10 protein-coding genes and 1 tRNA gene are annotated in these 16,571 nt (G+C 53.4%); 4 read left to right on the top strand and 7 right to left on the bottom strand.

Going from position 1 to position 16,571, the window contains the following annotated elements; all coding sequences use genetic code 11:
• The first annotated feature begins 5 nt into the window (after nt 1-5).
• Nucleotides 6-1,784 (top strand): LPS biosynthesis-modulating metalloenzyme YejM, encoded by a 1,779-nt coding sequence (gene yejM, locus C8D90_RS00375; protein WP_115456447.1) that lies wholly within the window; start codon nt 6-8, stop codon nt 1,782-1,784.
• 108 nt (nt 1,785-1,892) lie between these two features.
• Nucleotides 1,893-1,969, top strand: a tRNA-Pro gene (locus tag C8D90_RS00370).
• Nucleotides 1,970-2,064: 95 nt separating this feature from the next.
• Here the strand turns inward: C8D90_RS00370 and C8D90_RS22355 are convergent.
• From C8D90_RS22355 to C8D90_RS00350, 5 genes are all read right to left on the bottom strand, one after another.
• Complete coding sequence (locus C8D90_RS22355) at nt 2,065-2,193, bottom strand: hypothetical protein (RefSeq protein WP_268991098.1); 129 nt, start codon at nt 2,191-2,193, stop codon at nt 2,065-2,067.
• A gap of 182 nt (nt 2,194-2,375) precedes the next feature.
• Nucleotides 2,376-2,627, bottom strand: coding sequence for a hypothetical protein (locus C8D90_RS00365; RefSeq protein ID WP_115456446.1), 252 nt, complete (start codon nt 2,625-2,627; stop codon nt 2,376-2,378).
• Between the two features lie 532 nt (nt 2,628-3,159).
• Nucleotides 3,160-5,211 (bottom strand): AsmA family protein, encoded by a 2,052-nt coding sequence (locus C8D90_RS00360; protein WP_115456445.1) that lies wholly within the window; start codon nt 5,209-5,211, stop codon nt 3,160-3,162.
• A gap of 342 nt (nt 5,212-5,553) precedes the next feature.
• Nucleotides 5,554-6,111, bottom strand: coding sequence for a fimbrial protein (locus C8D90_RS00355; protein WP_115456444.1), 558 nt, complete (start codon nt 6,109-6,111; stop codon nt 5,554-5,556).
• Between the two features lie 556 nt (nt 6,112-6,667).
• A complete protein-coding gene (locus C8D90_RS00350; RefSeq protein WP_115456443.1) occupies nt 6,668-7,123 on the bottom strand; it encodes a GyrI-like domain-containing protein in 456 nt (151 codons plus the stop codon).
• A 402-nt stretch (nt 7,124-7,525) separates the two neighbouring features.
• Between C8D90_RS00350 and rcsD the strand changes: the two genes are divergently transcribed.
• Together rcsD and rcsB are read left to right on the top strand one after the other, a co-directional pair.
• Nucleotides 7,526-10,216 (top strand): phosphotransferase RcsD, encoded by a 2,691-nt coding sequence (rcsD, locus tag C8D90_RS00345; protein ID WP_115456442.1) that lies wholly within the window; start codon nt 7,526-7,528, stop codon nt 10,214-10,216.
• Nucleotides 10,209-10,862: a response regulator transcription factor RcsB gene (gene rcsB / locus C8D90_RS00340; protein WP_115456441.1), complete on the top strand. Its 654-nt coding sequence runs from the start codon at nt 10,209-10,211 to the stop codon at nt 10,860-10,862. The genes rcsD and rcsB overlap by 8 nt, the downstream gene beginning before the upstream one ends.
• 47 nt (nt 10,863-10,909) lie before the next feature.
• Here the strand turns inward: rcsB and rcsC are convergent, their stop codons facing one another.
• Nucleotides 10,910-13,789, bottom strand: coding sequence for a two-component system sensor histidine kinase RcsC (rcsC, locus tag C8D90_RS00335; RefSeq protein WP_115456440.1), 2,880 nt, complete (start codon nt 13,787-13,789; stop codon nt 10,910-10,912).
• Between the two features lie 134 nt (nt 13,790-13,923).
• Nucleotides 13,924-16,548, bottom strand: a complete 2,625-nt coding sequence (gene gyrA / locus C8D90_RS00330; RefSeq protein ID WP_115456439.1) for a DNA topoisomerase (ATP-hydrolyzing) subunit A — start codon at nt 16,546-16,548, stop codon at nt 13,924-13,926.
• Between the last annotated feature and the right edge of the window lie 23 nt (nt 16,549-16,571).

Genomic DNA, 16,571 nt, shown 5'->3' with positions numbered 1-16,571 from the left:
AATTTATGGTGAACAACCCTCAGCGCTATCGTGACAAAGTATCCCAGATGGTGAGTTGGGGTCACTGGTTCGCCCTGTTTAACATTCTGCTGGGGTTAGTGCTGGGCAGCCGCTATCTGTTCGTCGCCGACTGGCCCGCATCGCTCGCGGGGCGGATATACGCTATCGTCAGTTGGCTTGGGCATTTCAGTTTTATCGGCTTCTCCGCCTATATCCTGATCATTTTCCCGCTGACGTTCATCGTGGTTTCCCAGCGTCTGCTGCGTTTCATTTCCGCCATACTGGCCACCGCCGGGCTGACGCTGCTGCTGGTCGACAGTGAAGTATTTACCCGCTTCCACCTGCACCTGAATCCGGTGGTTTGGGAGCTGGTCATTAACCCGGACCAGGGCGAGCTTTCACGCGACTGGCAGTTGATGTTTATCAGCGTGCCGGTGATCTTTCTGATTGAGATGCTGTTCGGCACCTGGAGCTGGCAAAAACTGCGCAGCCTGAACCGGCAGAAGTTCGGTAAACCACTGGCTGGGGTGTTCATCTCCGCGTTCGTCGCATCGCATTTGATTTATATCTGGGCCGACGCCAATTTTTACCGTCAGATCACCATGCAGCGCGCCAACCTGCCGCTCTCCTATCCCATGACGGCACGGCGTTTCCTGGAAAAACACGGGCTGCTTAACGCGCAGGAATACCAGCAGCGGCTGATTCAGCAGGGTAATCCGGAGGCGGTTACGGTGGAGTATCCGCTCAGCAGCCTGAGTTACCATGACAATGGCGCAGGCTACAACCTGCTGTTGGTGGTGGTCGACGGCCTGCGTGCCGACGATCTGAAAAAAGATATGCCTTCGCTGGCCGGTTTCGCCGACGAGAATCTGGACTTCACCAATCACTACAGTTCGGGTAACCGTACTGACAGCGGTCTGTTTGGGCTGTTTTACGGCATTTCGCCCACCTACCTGGACGGCGTGCTGGCCGGGCGGAAATCCTCCGCGCTGATCACCGCTTTGACGCGGCAGAATTATCAGTTTGGCCTGTTCTCATCCGGCGGGTTCAGCGCCCCGCTCTACCGCCAGGCGCTGCTGAGCGATTTCACCCTGCCTGCGGCGGCGAAACAGAGCGACGCTAATACCGTGAGCCAATGGCAGCGCTGGCTGACTATGCGTTCGGCCAATTCCCCCTGGTTCGCTTACGTGAATCTGGACGGCAGCAGCATGACGATGGCGAACGGCGAACAGCCCGATCGCTTCATTACCCGCTATCAACAAAGCGCGGGCGATGTCGACCGGCAAATCGCCACGATGCTGGACACGCTTGAATCCCGTGATGCGCTGAAGAATACCGTGGTCGTGATTACCGCCAGCCACGGCGTTGAATTCAATGACAGCGGCAAAGGCGACTGGGGCAACGGCACCAACTACAGCCGCTATCAGTTGCAGGTGCCGCTGGTCATTCACTGGCCCGGCACGCCGGCGCAGTCCATCAGTCGCCTGACCAGCCATGAAGACGTTATGGCGACGCTGATGCAGCGCCTGCTGCACGTTGATACCCGTGCCGGAGATTACACTCAGGGTGAAGATTTGTTCCGGATACAGCGGCGCAATAACTGGCTGGCGCTGGGCGACAATAACCAGCTGGTGATTGTTACGCCGGAGCAGACCATCATTTTGAACCAGAACGGCCACTACCGCACGTATGACGGCGACAATGAAGAAATACGCGGCGAGAAGCCCCAGCTGGCGCTGCTGCTGCAGGTTCTGACTGAAGTAAAACGCTTTATTGCCAATTAGCGATTCAACGGCGTGAACGTTGTTCCGTCGGATCGTTTAAAACTAAAGCAGTCGTGATATCAGGGGGTTGCAAATCACCACGGAACCGGTAGTATACACCCACTGTTTCGGCACGTAGCGCAGCCTGGTAGCGCACTGTCATGGGGTGTCAGGGGTCGGAGGTTCAAATCCTCTCGTGCCGACCAAAATTCCCAAAGAAAACCAGCCTGTTACGGCTGGTTTTTTCTTTTCTGCCATTTGCTCATGGTAAAACCCTGACAGCTCGCTAACGATTTGCGGGCTATTTCTGTGCTTCCTGCAGATCGGTTTCACCGTCAGGCAGCGTGTCATTTTCTGCCGGTTGCGACTCAACGGGTTCCAGTCCCCCTTCAAATACCACTGCTTTGCCTGCCGAGCAGGATGTAATCATCTCCCGGAGAAGCCGCCCGTCACTTATCTTGACTTTTATTTGAGCGTGAATATATTTGTATTTCGCTGGGGCATCTTATATTGCAGAGTGTGTATGTTGAGGGTTGAACAACTCGCGATGCCCCAGCATTTCCAATAAACCCCGGCTCTGGGCTTGAGCAGGTTATAATTTTTAGAGGAGGGTTAAACGCCCGTAAATATATATAAATTCCCGATCACATCAGAAAAACTCGCATTAATAGCATGATCTTCATCACCGATAATAAATTTGAACTTACTGCCATGAATTACATCTGAGAACAACGAGTCAGATTCAGCATTTTTTACAATGTGAATACTCGTTTCTGTTTTTGCATAGATGCCATCACCTACTGTATTAGATGTAACTATTCCTCTTAAAATAGTTTCAGGATATCCATAAACAACCATATTCATTTATCAACCTCCTGTTGGTAAAAGGCTTAACATAAAAAACTCATCAGAACATATCCCATGAACGGGATGGGTTACCTATAAAGTAAGAAAGGAAATCGCTCATGCAACATCAGTCCGTCCATGACTCTGATTGCGTCACCAACACACGTTCTTCAGCAGCCAGAGGCATCTGTCAAATTTAGTCTCTATATTGGGATAGAAAGCGCATGAGATCGCTTCCTTGTACTGATGCTGTTGACTCACCTCATTCTCGCTCTGGTTGCATGCTTACCGATTAAACACCTGGCTTACAAATTCAAAAAGATACCCCCTAAACCACAGGGGGTTATAAATATAAGGGAAAGCGTATAGGTATGGCTTTCATATTATTTATACAGGAACGTTCCTTCCAGTTGGAATGCAATTATTAGGAAAAACGAACAGGCATTACTCTGCATCACCCGGACTACCCCATCCCAACAGAAGACCCGGAAAGCGGATTCATGACAACAAAAACGGCTGAGTTTCCTCAGCCGTTTTGCATTTCAGCCCCTTAATGATGGAGCTGGGAGAGAATGGCTCGGCACTGATTATCATTGTCCTCGGAGGGCGAAATCAGCGCCAGCAGAGCCGCTGCCGGAGTCACCAGAGTTGCCAGGGCTGCCGCCACGGCACCGCGTACAATCAGTGGGCCGGGTTTCACGCCATAGTCGGGATGTTTAAACGTCCCGCGAACATAGAGCGGCGAACGCAGGGTGATAATACGGATCCCCTTGCTCTCCGGCGAGATAGTTAAGTCCATGATCTCCTGGGCCAGGCTGAGATTTCCGGTAACGTTGATAATGGCATTGTCGGTATCTACCGCAAAAATGTTCGGCCGGACCAAACCATTGGTCAACGTGAGGCTCGCTGCCGCACAGTTGATGTGCACCTCCTCATCGCCAAAAATGGTGCCGACAATAAAGTTACCCACATTAAGGCCCAAAATCTCCATCAGGTTACGGCTGACCAGGCCATCGTTCATCAGTAGCTTAAGCTGACCATTACTGCTGCCCAACAAGGCGGCGACGGAGTTACCCGTGCCACGGATTTCGGCATCCCCGTTAAGCTCACCGAGCGTCTTGCGCATCGATTCGATGTCAGGCATCAGTTGCCTGAGCTGCAGCCGGCGCGCCCGGACATCCATATTGCCCCGTAATGGCCGCGCCTGGCCTGCCAGATGAATATTGCCATCGATGGTTCCCCCCGCCATGCCAAAGCGCAGCGGTTGCAGGCGCAGGTCGCCATTGTTGAGGATCACATGCGTATCAAGGTTGCTGAGCGGCAGTGTCGCGCTGTGCTCAATACGGCCGCCTTTAAAGCGAACGTCAGCATCCATCACATTCCACTTGTCGGTTTCAAAGCGGTCATAGGGTAAGACTTTATTGGCTGGCTGAATGGTGCGCTCGCCCCGGCGTTGTTCGGCCTGGCGGGTCTTCTGCGCCCCCTTCCCGGAATCCACCCCAATCAGCGGCCCCAGGTCGGCCAAGCGCAGTTGCTTCGATTCCATCACCCCGGTGAGTTTGGGACGCGGTTTACCCATTAGGTAGGTCAGAGAGCCATGAATGTCACTGTCGCCGATACGGCCATTGAAGTTGTTATAACGGAACTCGGAGCCTTTATCAGCATCAATTTTGGCGAGCAGGTGACCATCGGTTTCAAATGGTGGCGTATCGGGCAGCAACACACCGGTAAGTGGGTAGAGGTCGCCCAAGGTGTCACCGGCAAAACGCAGCCGCAAATCGACTCCACCCATCTTCATGGGGTCACTCACTACGCCTTCAAACGCGACCCGGATATTGCCGGAACGAACATCCGCCTGCACCGGGAACGGCGTGTCATTACGCAAGGCCAGCATGCCGCCGATTTTTCCGCGCCCGGTTATCTCCTGCTCTTTGTAGCGCCCATGCACGGTTAAGCCAAAAATGTAACTGCCGGCATCTTTGACCTTACCCTTGGCATCCCCCGTTACCTGGTTAAAGGGCAGCGCCTTACCCAGAGGGTCCACCAGGATCTCCATTTGCGCGTTGGTCACGCTATCATTGATAGCCACTCGCCCCTGGTCGAACAAAATATTGTCCAGCCGGAAGCGCCACGGGGAGGGTTGATTGGCCGTTTTACTGCCGTCATCACCCAGATCAAAAGTCCAGTTGTTAGTCTTCCCGGAAATCCGGATCAAGCGGGCGTCCGGCTTCTCCAGCTTAATCCACGGCAGGTAGATAGTTTTGGTTAACAGCGCAAGGGGAGCCAGAGTGGCGTCCACTCGTTGCAGATGGATCATGGTAATATCAGGAATGGTTGGCGGATTGCCGAGCAAAATATCCTCGGCATGGACGTGCGGCCAGGGAACCCAGCTCCGCCAGCCGACTTCCTCTTTATTGCGCTCCCACTGCACCCCAAGGTCACCGCGGATTGCAAATTGGCGATGCAGCGCCTCAGAAACTTTTTGGTTGATGGTCGGCTTTAGCCGGTTCCAGTCAAAGGTAGCAATAAAAATGATGGCGGCAGTCAATAATGCTACCAGGACTGCCCCTACCCAGCTAAAAGCCTTTGCCGTGCGCGTCATAATCCCTCCTTTTCTGGGTCACCCGCTTTAAAGATAGCTGAAGACCAGGGTTTCGCCGCGCGCAGCGGTCAGTTTGGCGGGCCAGATTGGTATAGCCAACAGCAGGTTAGGATGAGGTCGCGGGCAGGCAGCGTGTCATTTTCTGTCGGTTGCGGTTCTACCGTGTCCATTTTTCGCCATCATTACGGTTAAGGCCGTTCATATAGCCTCCGATGGTCCGGCTGAAAATCAGATTCTCAATCAGCAAAAGGCCGCCCGGAGGCGGCCTTAGTGCGTCAATGAATACCGTCTGGAGCAGAGTTGCTTGTTAATAATCAAGCGCTCTGTTTTCTAATTAAACGTTTAATTATAAACAATGGTAAAACTCGCGGTACCGTCAGCAGGCCCCGCCGTCACATTGTCAGAAAGCGCAATGTATTGAACGCCGAAATCGAAAACATTACGGCCAGCCTGCAACGTTTTCGCGGCAGATGCCTGATGAAGCGGAATAACGGTGCTTGGATTCCCGGATGAATAAGCCTCAAGAAATTGAATCCCGACACCGGTAGCAGTACCGAAAGGCCCCTCTGAGAGAGCCAAAACAGAGTTGTCCTCCGGCGCGGGTGTTCCGTCAAATTTCACGTGTGCGTTAGTCCCAATCAACGACTCAGGGCAATCCGTTAACTCTATAGAGAATCGGGTCGGAGCCGCAATAGTTCCTTTTCCTCTGTTAACCGCGGCGCGAGCCACAAACCCGATAACCACTCGCAAAGGGTTATTCATATTATTTGTGACAGTACATGCGTTCTCAATAATTTCGCCAGTATAATTAACCAGACCATCGCTGGCTAACACATTGGCTGAAACTGAATACATCACCAGGCAAAAAATACTTTTTTTTACATACGGCATCATCATCATCAAAATTTCCCTTCCTTGTTATTATACTTGAGCATTACTAAATCAGTTAATTCTCACTCACAGAGGATTAAGAAAACAATAGCATTTTTTCTGATACGTTCCGTTTAATGACATATTGCATGTTAATAAGTCTTTTTTAATAAAGTCTGCCATGCTTCAGATTGTGAGTCCGTTAGCTCCCAGCCGACTGGCGGTCTAACACCCTGAGAATTTATGCATTTCCAGTCTCTCTGTTGTTTGAGCTATTTAAAGCATGAATAATCCACTTTAAAATATCGCACACAGAAATACTGGTCAGCTGATCCATCACCTCGCTGATTCTATCCGTTACGCTGCGCGTTACCATATGCCACGAAAATAGAAGTATTGAGACATTCTTTTGACTTTATGATTTATTTTTCCATCCCTACTATTTTCGAATCACAATTTTAACCACACTTCACAACACATTCATTTCATTTCTCTTTTTCAGGAAATCAGGAATAAATACCCAGCCTCAAACATATAGCTTAAAACACTATCCTTATATTACGATGAAAGCATAACAACGGATTCATCATCGAATAAAAAACTGCAACTCAATATTATTCTCTTCAGAACCAGCACCAAACCAATTGTGATAAACCTCCCTGCTTTCGCCAGTAACCGGAATTCGATTTCCCTTCAGATAACGCACAACAGGTGCATATCCCCGGGTAAACAAGCTTCTCAAATTCCCCGTATAGCAAGATGAAATACACGTTCCCCCAGGCAATATCCCCGACTTCACCTCCCCGCTGTCGTTTATTCCCTCAGAAACGGGTAAGCAGAACCTCATAGTGAACAGAGTTTTACCATCATGCGGCAAATTATTGGCAACAAAAATCCAGGGGCCGGTAACCGAAATATCCTGCCGGCGCAATTCAGTTTCTATCAGCTTACCGCACACCATACTGAGGATTTTGATATCAGGGATTGTCAGCACCCGCTCAACATAAGCGACCGTAAGAGGTTCAATCAATTTCCTTTCCATGCTTACCTACCCTGATATCTGATTGACGAAAATACGCCCCTGAGATTTCCCCCAATAGTAGATCGTGCCGATAACAGAACACAATCATCCAAACATTCCCCACTCGCAGTCCCAAAAGCCGTTGCTCACCAACGCCACAAGCCTTATCCGGCGAAAAAGAGCGGTATGCGGCCGAGAATCGGACTAATCTGTTTCGATTGATGCGGAGAAATGCGTATTATCCGTTTACAGCGGGAGAGGACATCAGCGGTCCGGCTTTATTGGTGTTTTCTCCCCGCTGTGACTGTGATCAGTTTCTTGCATACGGGCTGATTACGGTCCTTCAGCTGATGCCTGACCTCCTTCCCCCTGTTATACTCCGACGATAATTCAACCATTTCAGACAGGATCGGCCTCTGCTTTATGGAATCATCAACCCGCTCGCTTACTTCATCCGGTGTTACGCGCAGCTATCTGTTGTTCTTCTTGTTGCTGATCCTGGCTAACCTGCTGTATGGCTACAACTACGTCAATTCGTATCTCAGCAACCGTCAGGAGATGCTTTCCGGCGTAGCGACCCGGTTACAGGAGCGGATTGAGGAGTACCGTTACGTTACGTACCAAATTTACGAAAACCTGACCGACGACGGAGTCGCTGCCCCACAGTCGCCGGTTGCGGAAACGCGGTTACGCCCCGATACCTACCTGCTCGATAAGCCCCGGAACAAAACCGACACCGTCATTTTCGGTCTCCACGAGCCCGGCACCAGCAACCTGGCCCTGCGAATCTCCGACTATCTTGATCTGCTGTGGGGGCCATCGACACAAACTTATTCGCTCTATTATCTGAACGGGCAGGACAACAGCCTGATCATGGTATCCACCCTGTCGATGAGGGATTTGTCTGCGCATAATAAAGAGAGTTATTTAAGCAACGCAGTGGATACCCGTAAAACCGAAATGCTGCAACAATCCAACGCCCTGGACGAGCGGGAGGGGTTTTCCGACTTCCGCAAATCGCGCTACCTGAATGCCTACTACTTCACGCTGCGGACAACCTTTAATAATCCGGGCCATCTGGCGACCATCATCGCCTTTGACCTGCCGACGGGAGACATCTTTCCGGCCAATCTGCCCGCGCATCGCTTCCAGTTGGTCAGCCGTCAGGACAGACTTTTTGAACAGAACGCCAGTGACGAACGTTACGAAAGCTACAGCGAAGCCAAGTGGCCGTGGCTGACAATCAATGCGCCGCTCAATAATTCCCCGCTGAAGGTTCAGTTCAACATTCCGATGATGACGCTGATCCTGGATATCACGCGCAATAACTTCTGGCTGCTGCTGGTCAACCTGGTGCTGCTGATCGCCTCGCTTTCCAGCTTCTATTTCATCCGCCACCAATATATCCGCCCCGGTAAACGCATGGCCGTTCAACTGGCGTCTTTGCAGCAGATGAACCATGAAATTGTAACGCACCTTCCCATGGGGCTGCTGATTTACAGGTTCGACAATAATACGGTCACCACCAGCAACAAAGCCGCCGACCACCTGTTGCCGCACCTCAGCCTGACCAAAATCGCCAGCATTGCCGATGAGCATCAGGGGCAGGTTCAGGTCACCGTAAATAATGAAGTGTATGAAATCCATATGGTGCGCAGCCGCCAGTACCCGACATCGGCCTTATTTCTGATTCGCGATCTCAATAAAGAGATGATGGTCAGCAAAAAATTGCAGCAGGCGCAGCGGGAGTACGAAAAAAATCTGCTGGCGCGGAAAATCATGACCGATAACCTGAGCCTGGAGCTGAATTCGCCCCTCTCCAGCCTGCAAGAGCTGGCCGATAAGCTGAAAAACGGCGCTGAGAGTACAGATACCGCTGACGCAATCTGGAATGAAGCGTATTATGCGCGGCGCATTATTGATGAAATCATCCTGCTCACAAAGCTGGAGAATCACGACTGGGCGCCGGAGCCGGAAGCGTTCCGTCTTGATACGCAATTAGCCAGCGCAGTTAAAGAAATTCTGCCCGGCATTCGCCGTAAAGGTCTGAGCATTCTGGTGCATAACGACCAGGACCCGGAACTTTGCCTTAATGGCGACGTCAAAACGCTGAATATGATTTTGTCGATGCTATTGCACTACGCCGTCACTACGACCGCATACGGGAAACTTACCCTGCGGATATCGCGCAGCACCACGGAGCAGGAGCATTTCCTGTTCGAGCTGGGCGACACCGGCAGCGGCGTACCGGCGGAGGAAATTGCGGGGCTGGACTACCCATGGCAGATCCAGCCTCAGCGCGACCGTTTTTCCCGCGGCTCGGGGCTAACGTATTACTTATGCAATCAACTGTGTAAAAGGCTGGGAGGACAACTGGAAGTTCACAGCAAACCGGATATCGGCACCCGTTATCTCTTCAGCGCCGCTTTTCAGATTTTGGCTCGTGACGAAGAGGAACATGAAAAGCTGCTCGACGGCACCACGGCTTACCTGCAAATTACGTCCGACGAAATCCGGACGCTGGTAACCCACAAGCTGTCGGCATTCGGCGCTTCGGCGGTCATCGCCGGGGAACGCGACGCCGACACGCAATACGATATCCGGCTGACCGATGACCCCAATTGTGCAGGCGATGACACGCTGTTACTGATTTCCGACACCGACGGTTATGAAGAGTACGCACCGAACCGCATCCGGGCGAACTTTAACCTGACGGAGTCACTGATTGACGCCATCTTGCTCTTGCTCGAACGCAAAATGGCGACGGAAAACGGCACCAATGAAAGTGAACTTACGGAAAAGGACGGTTTATTTCCGGACGATAGTCCATTTACCTCAGAAGATTACTACTCTTTGTTCGTCGAGACAGTACCCGAGGATGTACAGAAACTGTATACTGAGGCGGAAAATCGTGATTTTTCTGCACTTTCGCTGACCGCTCACCGCCTGAAAGGCGTTTTTGCCATGTTGGAAATTTCCGCCGGTAAAGTTCTTTGTGAACAACTGGAACAGGCAATACGCGAGAGCAACACAGATGTTATAGATACTTTAATCAGGCAGATTGATTACTTTGTCAGTAGACTGCTTCAACTAGGTAGCCAACAATATGAATAACCTGAACGTAATTATCGCTGACGACCACCCGATTGTCCTGTTCGGCATCCGTAAATCGCTGGAACAGATCGAATGGGTTAACGTCGTGGGCGAGTTTGAAGACTCAACATCGTTAATAAATAATCTTTCCAAACTCGATGCCAACGTGTTGATCACCGATCTTTCCATGCCGGGTGACAAATATGGCGATGGCATCACGCTGATCAAATACATCAAGCGCCATTTCCCTCACCTGTCGATTATTGTCCTGACGATGAACAATAACCCGGCTATTCTCAGCGCGGTGCTGGAGCTGGACATCGAAGGCATCGTTCTGAAGCAGGGCGCGCCGACTGACCTGCCCAAGGCTTTGGCCGCACTGCAAAAAGGGAAAAAATTCACCCCGGAAAGCGTTTCCAAACTACTGGAAAAAATCAGCGCCAGCGGCTACGGCGACAAACGTCTGTCACCGAAAGAAAGCGAAGTATTGCGTCTGTTTGCTGAAGGGTTCCTGGTGACTGAAATCGCCAAGAAGCTGAACCGCAGCATTAAAACCATCAGCAGCCAGAAAAAGTCCGCCATGCTGAAGCTCGGCGTAGACAACGACATCGCTCTGCTGAACTACCTTTCGTCCGTGAACGTCATGCAGATCGACAAAGACGAATAACTGCATTTATGCGTTATCACACCCGGCGCCGGAAAGGCGCCCGGGTGTCAGTCCTTTTCTTCCGCCGCGCGGGCCTTGTCGGCACGTGTCTTTTCCGCATAATACTTCAGCGACTGACGCAGTATGTCCAGCGTTACCGGCTTGGATAAACAGCTGTCCATACCGGCCTGAATACAGCGTTCCCGCTCCTCCGCCATGGCATTGGCGGTCACGCCGATAACCGGCGCCACCCTTCCCTGTTCGCGCAAACGCATCGTCAGCTGGTAGCCGTCCATGTTGGGCATATTCACATCCGTCAACACGATATCAATTTCATGCTTGGACAGAACACCCAGCGCATCCAGGCCGTCGCTGGCGGTTATCGAGTCATAGCCCAGCGACGCCAGCTGATCCGCCAGCAAACGACGGTTAATCGGGTGGTCATCGACGATCAGAATGCTGATGTCGCTGTTATCCTGCACCGCGGCCTCCACGCGCGCGGCTTCCGCCTGCTCCGGCACCGTCACGGCGTCATTGGAGCATATACGACACAGCGTGGCATACAACTCAAGCGGCGCTGCCGTACTCAGAACCCAAGCGTTTTCGCCCTCTTTCTGCACGTGTCCCAGGTAGGTGGTGGATAAATGAATCAGCGCGCGCGCCTTCTCCTGCTGTTCGGCCTCATAGTCCGTAATCACGATCGCGTTGTCAGGGCAGGCGTGCCCGGAGCGGTACAGATGAACGATCATGCCGGCCCTGTCAAGCCAGGACTGCAAATCCCCTTCCAGCATCGCATTATGTATATCCAGGCATACCGACTGCCCCTGCAGCGCCGGCGGCGCAGGATCGGCGGCAATCGCCTGATAAAGCGGAATACGGACGGTGAAGATGCTGCCCAATCCCGGTTCGGAATCTACGGCGATATCACCGTCCATCAGGCTGATCAGCTTTTCACAAATCGCCAGCCCCAGTCCGGTTCCCTGGAAATGGCGCTGCACGCCGGTTCCCACCTGGAAGAACGGGTCGAACAACCGGGTAACGTCCTTGGACGGGATCCCCACGCCGGTATCCCTGACGCGGAACTCCAGATAATCTCCGCGCACCCGCACCTGCAAAATGATGCAGCCGGTGTCGGTAAACTTGATGGCGTTATTCAGGATGTTCGACAGCACCTGCTGCACGCGCATGACGTCACCGGACAGCGAGCGCGGCACGTCAGGCTCAATAAAGCAATACAACGCCAGCCGCTTGCGCACCACCAGCGGCAGATAGTTTCCGACGATATGCGGAATCACCTCGCGCGGCACGAACGTGCCCGGCTCAATCTTCAGCTGCTCGGACTCAATTTTAGAGAAGTCGAGAATGTCGCTGATGATTTTCAGCAACAGACCGGAAGAGTTACTCATCGCCCCCAGCAAACGCTGGGTCTCCTCCGGCAGGGATTTGGTTTGCAGCAGATCGAGGTTACCGATGATGCCGTACAGCGGCGTACGCAGCTCATGGCTTACCGTCGCCAGGAACATTGACTTCGACTGGCTGGCCTGTTCCGCCGCTGCCGCCATCTCCTGCAATGACTCTTCCATTTTCGCGCGCGCACTGATGTCCACCATGACGCAAATCGCCACGTCTTCGTTGCGGTAACGGGAATGCACGAAGCTGATTTGCAGGTTCTCATTGCGGCGGGTCGTGACATCAACGACGCTGGTGGACTGCTCGCGGATAATTTGGGTAAGACGCTGGCGATCCTCGGCGGTAAACAGAGTGATATAGTCATGCGCCAGCTCGTTACTGAGGATATTGCTGCCGTCGCTGATGCGCAGAATACAGATGCCGACCGGCGCGGAAGCCACGATCTTATGATTAAACTGCTCATTTTCCTCAAGCCGCAGCGCATTGTTTTCCGCCGGCTGGAAAATTTTCCGCTCAAACAGCCAGGTGAGAATAAACAACACCAGCGCGCTCAGCAGGTTAAACACCACCGCCTTAATCAACAGCAGGTTAAAGTGTTCCAGCAGCGCACGCGTCGGCACCGAATAAACGATGCTCATCCCGGAAGGGGATAATTTTTTCTTCAGCAACAACGTGTCGTAGCTGCTGTTATAGCCGAAATAGCTGTCTTCGGTCGGTAAATGGGCGATCAGTGACGATTCGCGGTTATTTTCAGAAAAACGCAGGATCACTTCATTGTCGGCGTTCAGCAAAACCACGCTTATCGGCAGGGAAAATGACTGGGTGAAATCCTCCAGCCGCAGAGTCTGTTCCGTCCCCAGCAGCGCTTCAAACTTGTTGGCGACGTATACCGGCGTCACCACATACAAATCGCCGACGTCGCCCTGCCGGCCCGGCACCACCCAAAACAGCGAGTTATCTTTTTGTTCGCCGCTGCCGCGCTGGTATTTCAGGATCTGCCGGTGCAGATCGCGGAACGCGTTTTTGGCGTCCAGCGGCATGTCGCGCTCACGGATGCCGAAATCTGCCAGGCACAGGCTCTCGCCGCCGATAAAGAAAATACGGTTCAAATCGTAAGCGGCGACGAAGTTATCTTTCCAATAATTGATGAAGCTGCTCAACACTCCCAGGGATTCACGGTAGTCGCCGTTCAGACGCTGGCAGTCCGATTCCGGAAACAACGGCGTCAGTTCAGGTATGGCCACGGTGGGAGTGAAGACGCGGTTTGCCGCATCCATGCCGTTTGCCGCCCAGTTCAGGCGGTTTTCAGCGATATAGCGGATATCGCGCATGGTATCGGTGGCATGGCGGATATAGCCCTGAGCCTGATCGAAGCTCAGGTTAAAGTCCTGACGCAGTCCGGACTCTTTTTCATGGAAGACATTCAGGATGTAAAACGCGGTGGACAATGCCCCCAGGATCCAAAGCATCAGCGCCAGCGTCCTGAAGAGGTAGCGGGAGATGCGCAGGGTTGTGCGGAATGAGGTTAAGTATTTCAAGTCTTTTCCAGAAAGATTTGTCCTGCCCATCCCCCGCCAGTCCCTGCGTCCATGCAGGGCGTACTGGCCTGAGCCGTTTACCGACGGGGCGGAGGCCGGCGTTTTTCAGCGGCGGCCTCGCTTACGGAAAGGAATTATTCTTCCCCGCCGTCATCTCCTGAGTCAGCAACATCGCCGGACTCCGGGAGATTTTCCCCCTCTTCGCCATCCATATCGGACTCATCGTCGTCTTCCGGCTCCGCAACGCGTTGCAGGCCAACCACGTGTTCCTCTTCCGCCGTGCGGATCAGGGTAACACCCTGGGTGTTACGGCCCACCACGCTGACTTCGGAAACGCGGGTGCGCACCAGGGTGCCGGCATCGGTGATCATCATGATCTGGTCGCATTCATCGACCTGCACCGCGCCGACCACGTTGCCGTTACGCTCGCTGACCTTGATGGAGATAACGCCCTGCGTCGCACGCGACTTGGTCGGGTATTCCGTTACGGCAGTACGTTTGCCGTAGCCGTTTTCCGTCACCGTCAGGATGTCGCCATCGCCGCGCGGGATGATCAAAGACACCACGCGATCGCTTTCCTGCAGGTTGATGCCGCGCACGCCGGTCGCAGTACGTCCCATAGAACGCACCTGACCTTCCGGGAAACGCACCACTTTACCTTCGGCGGAGAACAGCATCACTTCGTTGCTGCCGTCGGTCAGATCGACGCCGATCAGCTCATCGCCCTCGTTCAGGTTGATAGCGATAATCCCGGCGCTGCGCGGACGGCTGAACTCAGTCAGCCCGGTTTTCTTCACCGTGCCGCTGGAGGTCGCCATAAAGATGTGACGTCCTTCCTCATACTCGCGCACCGGCAGGATCGCCGTGATACGCTCGTTTTCTTCCAGCGGAAGCAGGTTGACGATCGGGCGGCCACGCGCTCCGCGGCTGGCTTCCGGCAGTTGATAGACTTTCATCCAGTAGAGGCGGCCACGGCTGGAGAAGCACAGAATGGTGTCGTGGGTATTCGCCACCAGCAGACGTTCGATGAAGTCTTCTTCTTTAATACGCGCGGCGGATTTACCTTTACCGCCACGGCGCTGCGCTTCGTAATCACTCAGCGGCTGATACTTCACGTAGCCCTGATGCGACAGCGTCACGACCACGTCTTCCTGAGTAATCAGGTCTTCGATATTGATATCGGCGCTGTTGGCGGTGATTTCGGTGCGGCGCGCATCGCCGAACTGCTCGCGGATAGCAACCAGCTCTTCGCGGATCACTTCCATCAGCCGCTCCGGGCTTTCCAGGATGAAAATCAGCGCGGCGATCTGTTCCAGCAGCTCTTTATATTCGTCCAGCAGTTTTTCATGCTCAAGGCCGGTCAGTTTCTGCAGACGCAGATCCAGGATCGCCTGAGCCTGCTGCTCGGTCAGATAGTAATGACCGTCGCGGATACCGAACTCCGGTTCCAGCCATTCCGGACGCGCGGCGTTGTCTCCGGCGCGTTCCAGCATGGCGGCGACGCTGCCCAGCTCCCAGCCGCGGGCAACCAGTTGCGCCTTGGCTTCGCCCGGCGTCGGCGCACGGCGGATGAGCTCGATAATCGGATCGATATTCGACAGCGCAATCGCCAGGCCTTCCAAAATATGGGCGCGTTCGCGGGCTTTACGCAGTTCGAAAATAGTACGGCGGGTCACGACTTCGCGACGGTGGCGAACGAACGCTTCCAGGCAATCTTTCAGCGTCAGCAGCTTCGGCTGGCCCTGATGCAGCGCCACCATGTTGATGCCGAAGGAGGTCTGCAGCTGGGTCTGGGAGTAGAGGTTGTTCAGCACCACCTCACCCACCGCGTCGCGTTTGATTTCAATCACGATACGCATGCCGTCTTTGTCGGACTCATCACGCAGGGCGCTGATGCCCTCGATGCGTTTGTCCTTGACCAGCTCGGCGATTTTTTCAATCAGGCGCGCTTTGTTCACCTGATACGGAATTTCGTGAACGATGATGGTTTCACGCCCGTTTTTGGCGTCGACTTCCACTTCGGCTCTGGCGCGGATGTACACTTTGCCGCGCCCGGTGCGGTAAGCTTCTTCGATACCGCGGCGGCCGTTGATGATGGCCGCGGTCGGAAAGTCCGGGCCGGGAATGTGTTCCATCAGCCCTTCGACGGAGATGTTCTCGTCGTCGATATAGGCCAGGCAACCATTGATCACTTCAGTCAGGTTATGGGGCGGAATGTTGGTCGCCATCCCCACCGCGATGCCGGAAGAACCGTTCACCAGCAGGTTGGGAACTTTGGTCGGCAGCACGTCAGGAATCTGCTCCGTGCCATCGTAGTTCGGCACGAAATCGACGGTTTCTTTTTCCAGATCCGCCAGCAGTTCGTGGGCGATTTTCGACATACGCACTTCGGTATAACGCATCGCCGCGGCGGAGTCGCCGTCGATGGAACCGAAGTTGCCCTGCCCGTCCACCAGCATGTAACGCAGTGAAAAAGGCTGGGCCAGACGGACAATCGTGTCATAAACCGCGCTGTCGCCGTGCGGGTGATACTTACCGATCACATCCCCGACCACACGCGCCGACTTTTTATAGGGTTTGTTCCAGTCATTACCCAGTACGTTCATCGCGAACAAGACGCGACGGTGAACCGGTTTCAGTCCATCACGGACATCCGGCAATGCGCGTCCGACGATAACGGACATGGCATAATCCAGATACGAGCTTTTCAGCTCTTCCTCGATGTTAACCGGTGTGATTTCTCTGGCAAGGTCGCTCATGGAGCTGCTATCCCTCTACTGAT

Source organism: Enterobacillus tribolii, assembly GCF_003363015.1.
Taxonomy (GTDB): Bacteria; Pseudomonadota; Gammaproteobacteria; order Enterobacterales; family Enterobacteriaceae; genus Enterobacillus; species Enterobacillus tribolii.
Note: the sequence above shows the minus strand (reverse complement) of the source record. Positions and strands in the feature narration are given on the sequence as shown.

Excerpts from the sequence above, each read along its gene's own strand:
- C8D90_RS00360 (WP_115456445.1), bottom strand. The coding sequence starts at position 5,211 with ATGACGCGCACGGCAAAGGCTTTTAGCTGGGTAGGGGCAGTCCTGGTA.
- rcsB (WP_115456441.1), top strand. The coding sequence starts at position 10,209 with ATGAATAACCTGAACGTAATTATCGCTGACGACCACCCGATTGTCCTG.
- yejM (WP_115456447.1), top strand. The coding sequence starts at position 6 with ATGGTGAACAACCCTCAGCGCTATCGTGACAAAGTATCCCAGATGGTG.
- C8D90_RS00350 (WP_115456443.1), bottom strand. The coding sequence starts at position 7,123 with ATGGAAAGGAAATTGATTGAACCTCTTACGGTCGCTTATGTTGAGCGG.
- C8D90_RS00365 (WP_115456446.1), bottom strand. The coding sequence starts at position 2,627 with ATGAATATGGTTGTTTATGGATATCCTGAAACTATTTTAAGAGGAATA.
- gyrA (WP_115456439.1), bottom strand. The coding sequence starts at position 16,548 with ATGAGCGACCTTGCCAGAGAAATCACACCGGTTAACATCGAGGAAGAG.
- rcsD (WP_115456442.1), top strand. The coding sequence starts at position 7,526 with ATGGAATCATCAACCCGCTCGCTTACTTCATCCGGTGTTACGCGCAGC.
- C8D90_RS00355 (WP_115456444.1), bottom strand. The coding sequence starts at position 6,111 with ATGATGATGATGCCGTATGTAAAAAAAAGTATTTTTTGCCTGGTGATG.
- C8D90_RS22355 (WP_268991098.1), bottom strand. The coding sequence starts at position 2,193 with ATGATTACATCCTGCTCGGCAGGCAAAGCAGTGGTATTTGAAGGGGGA.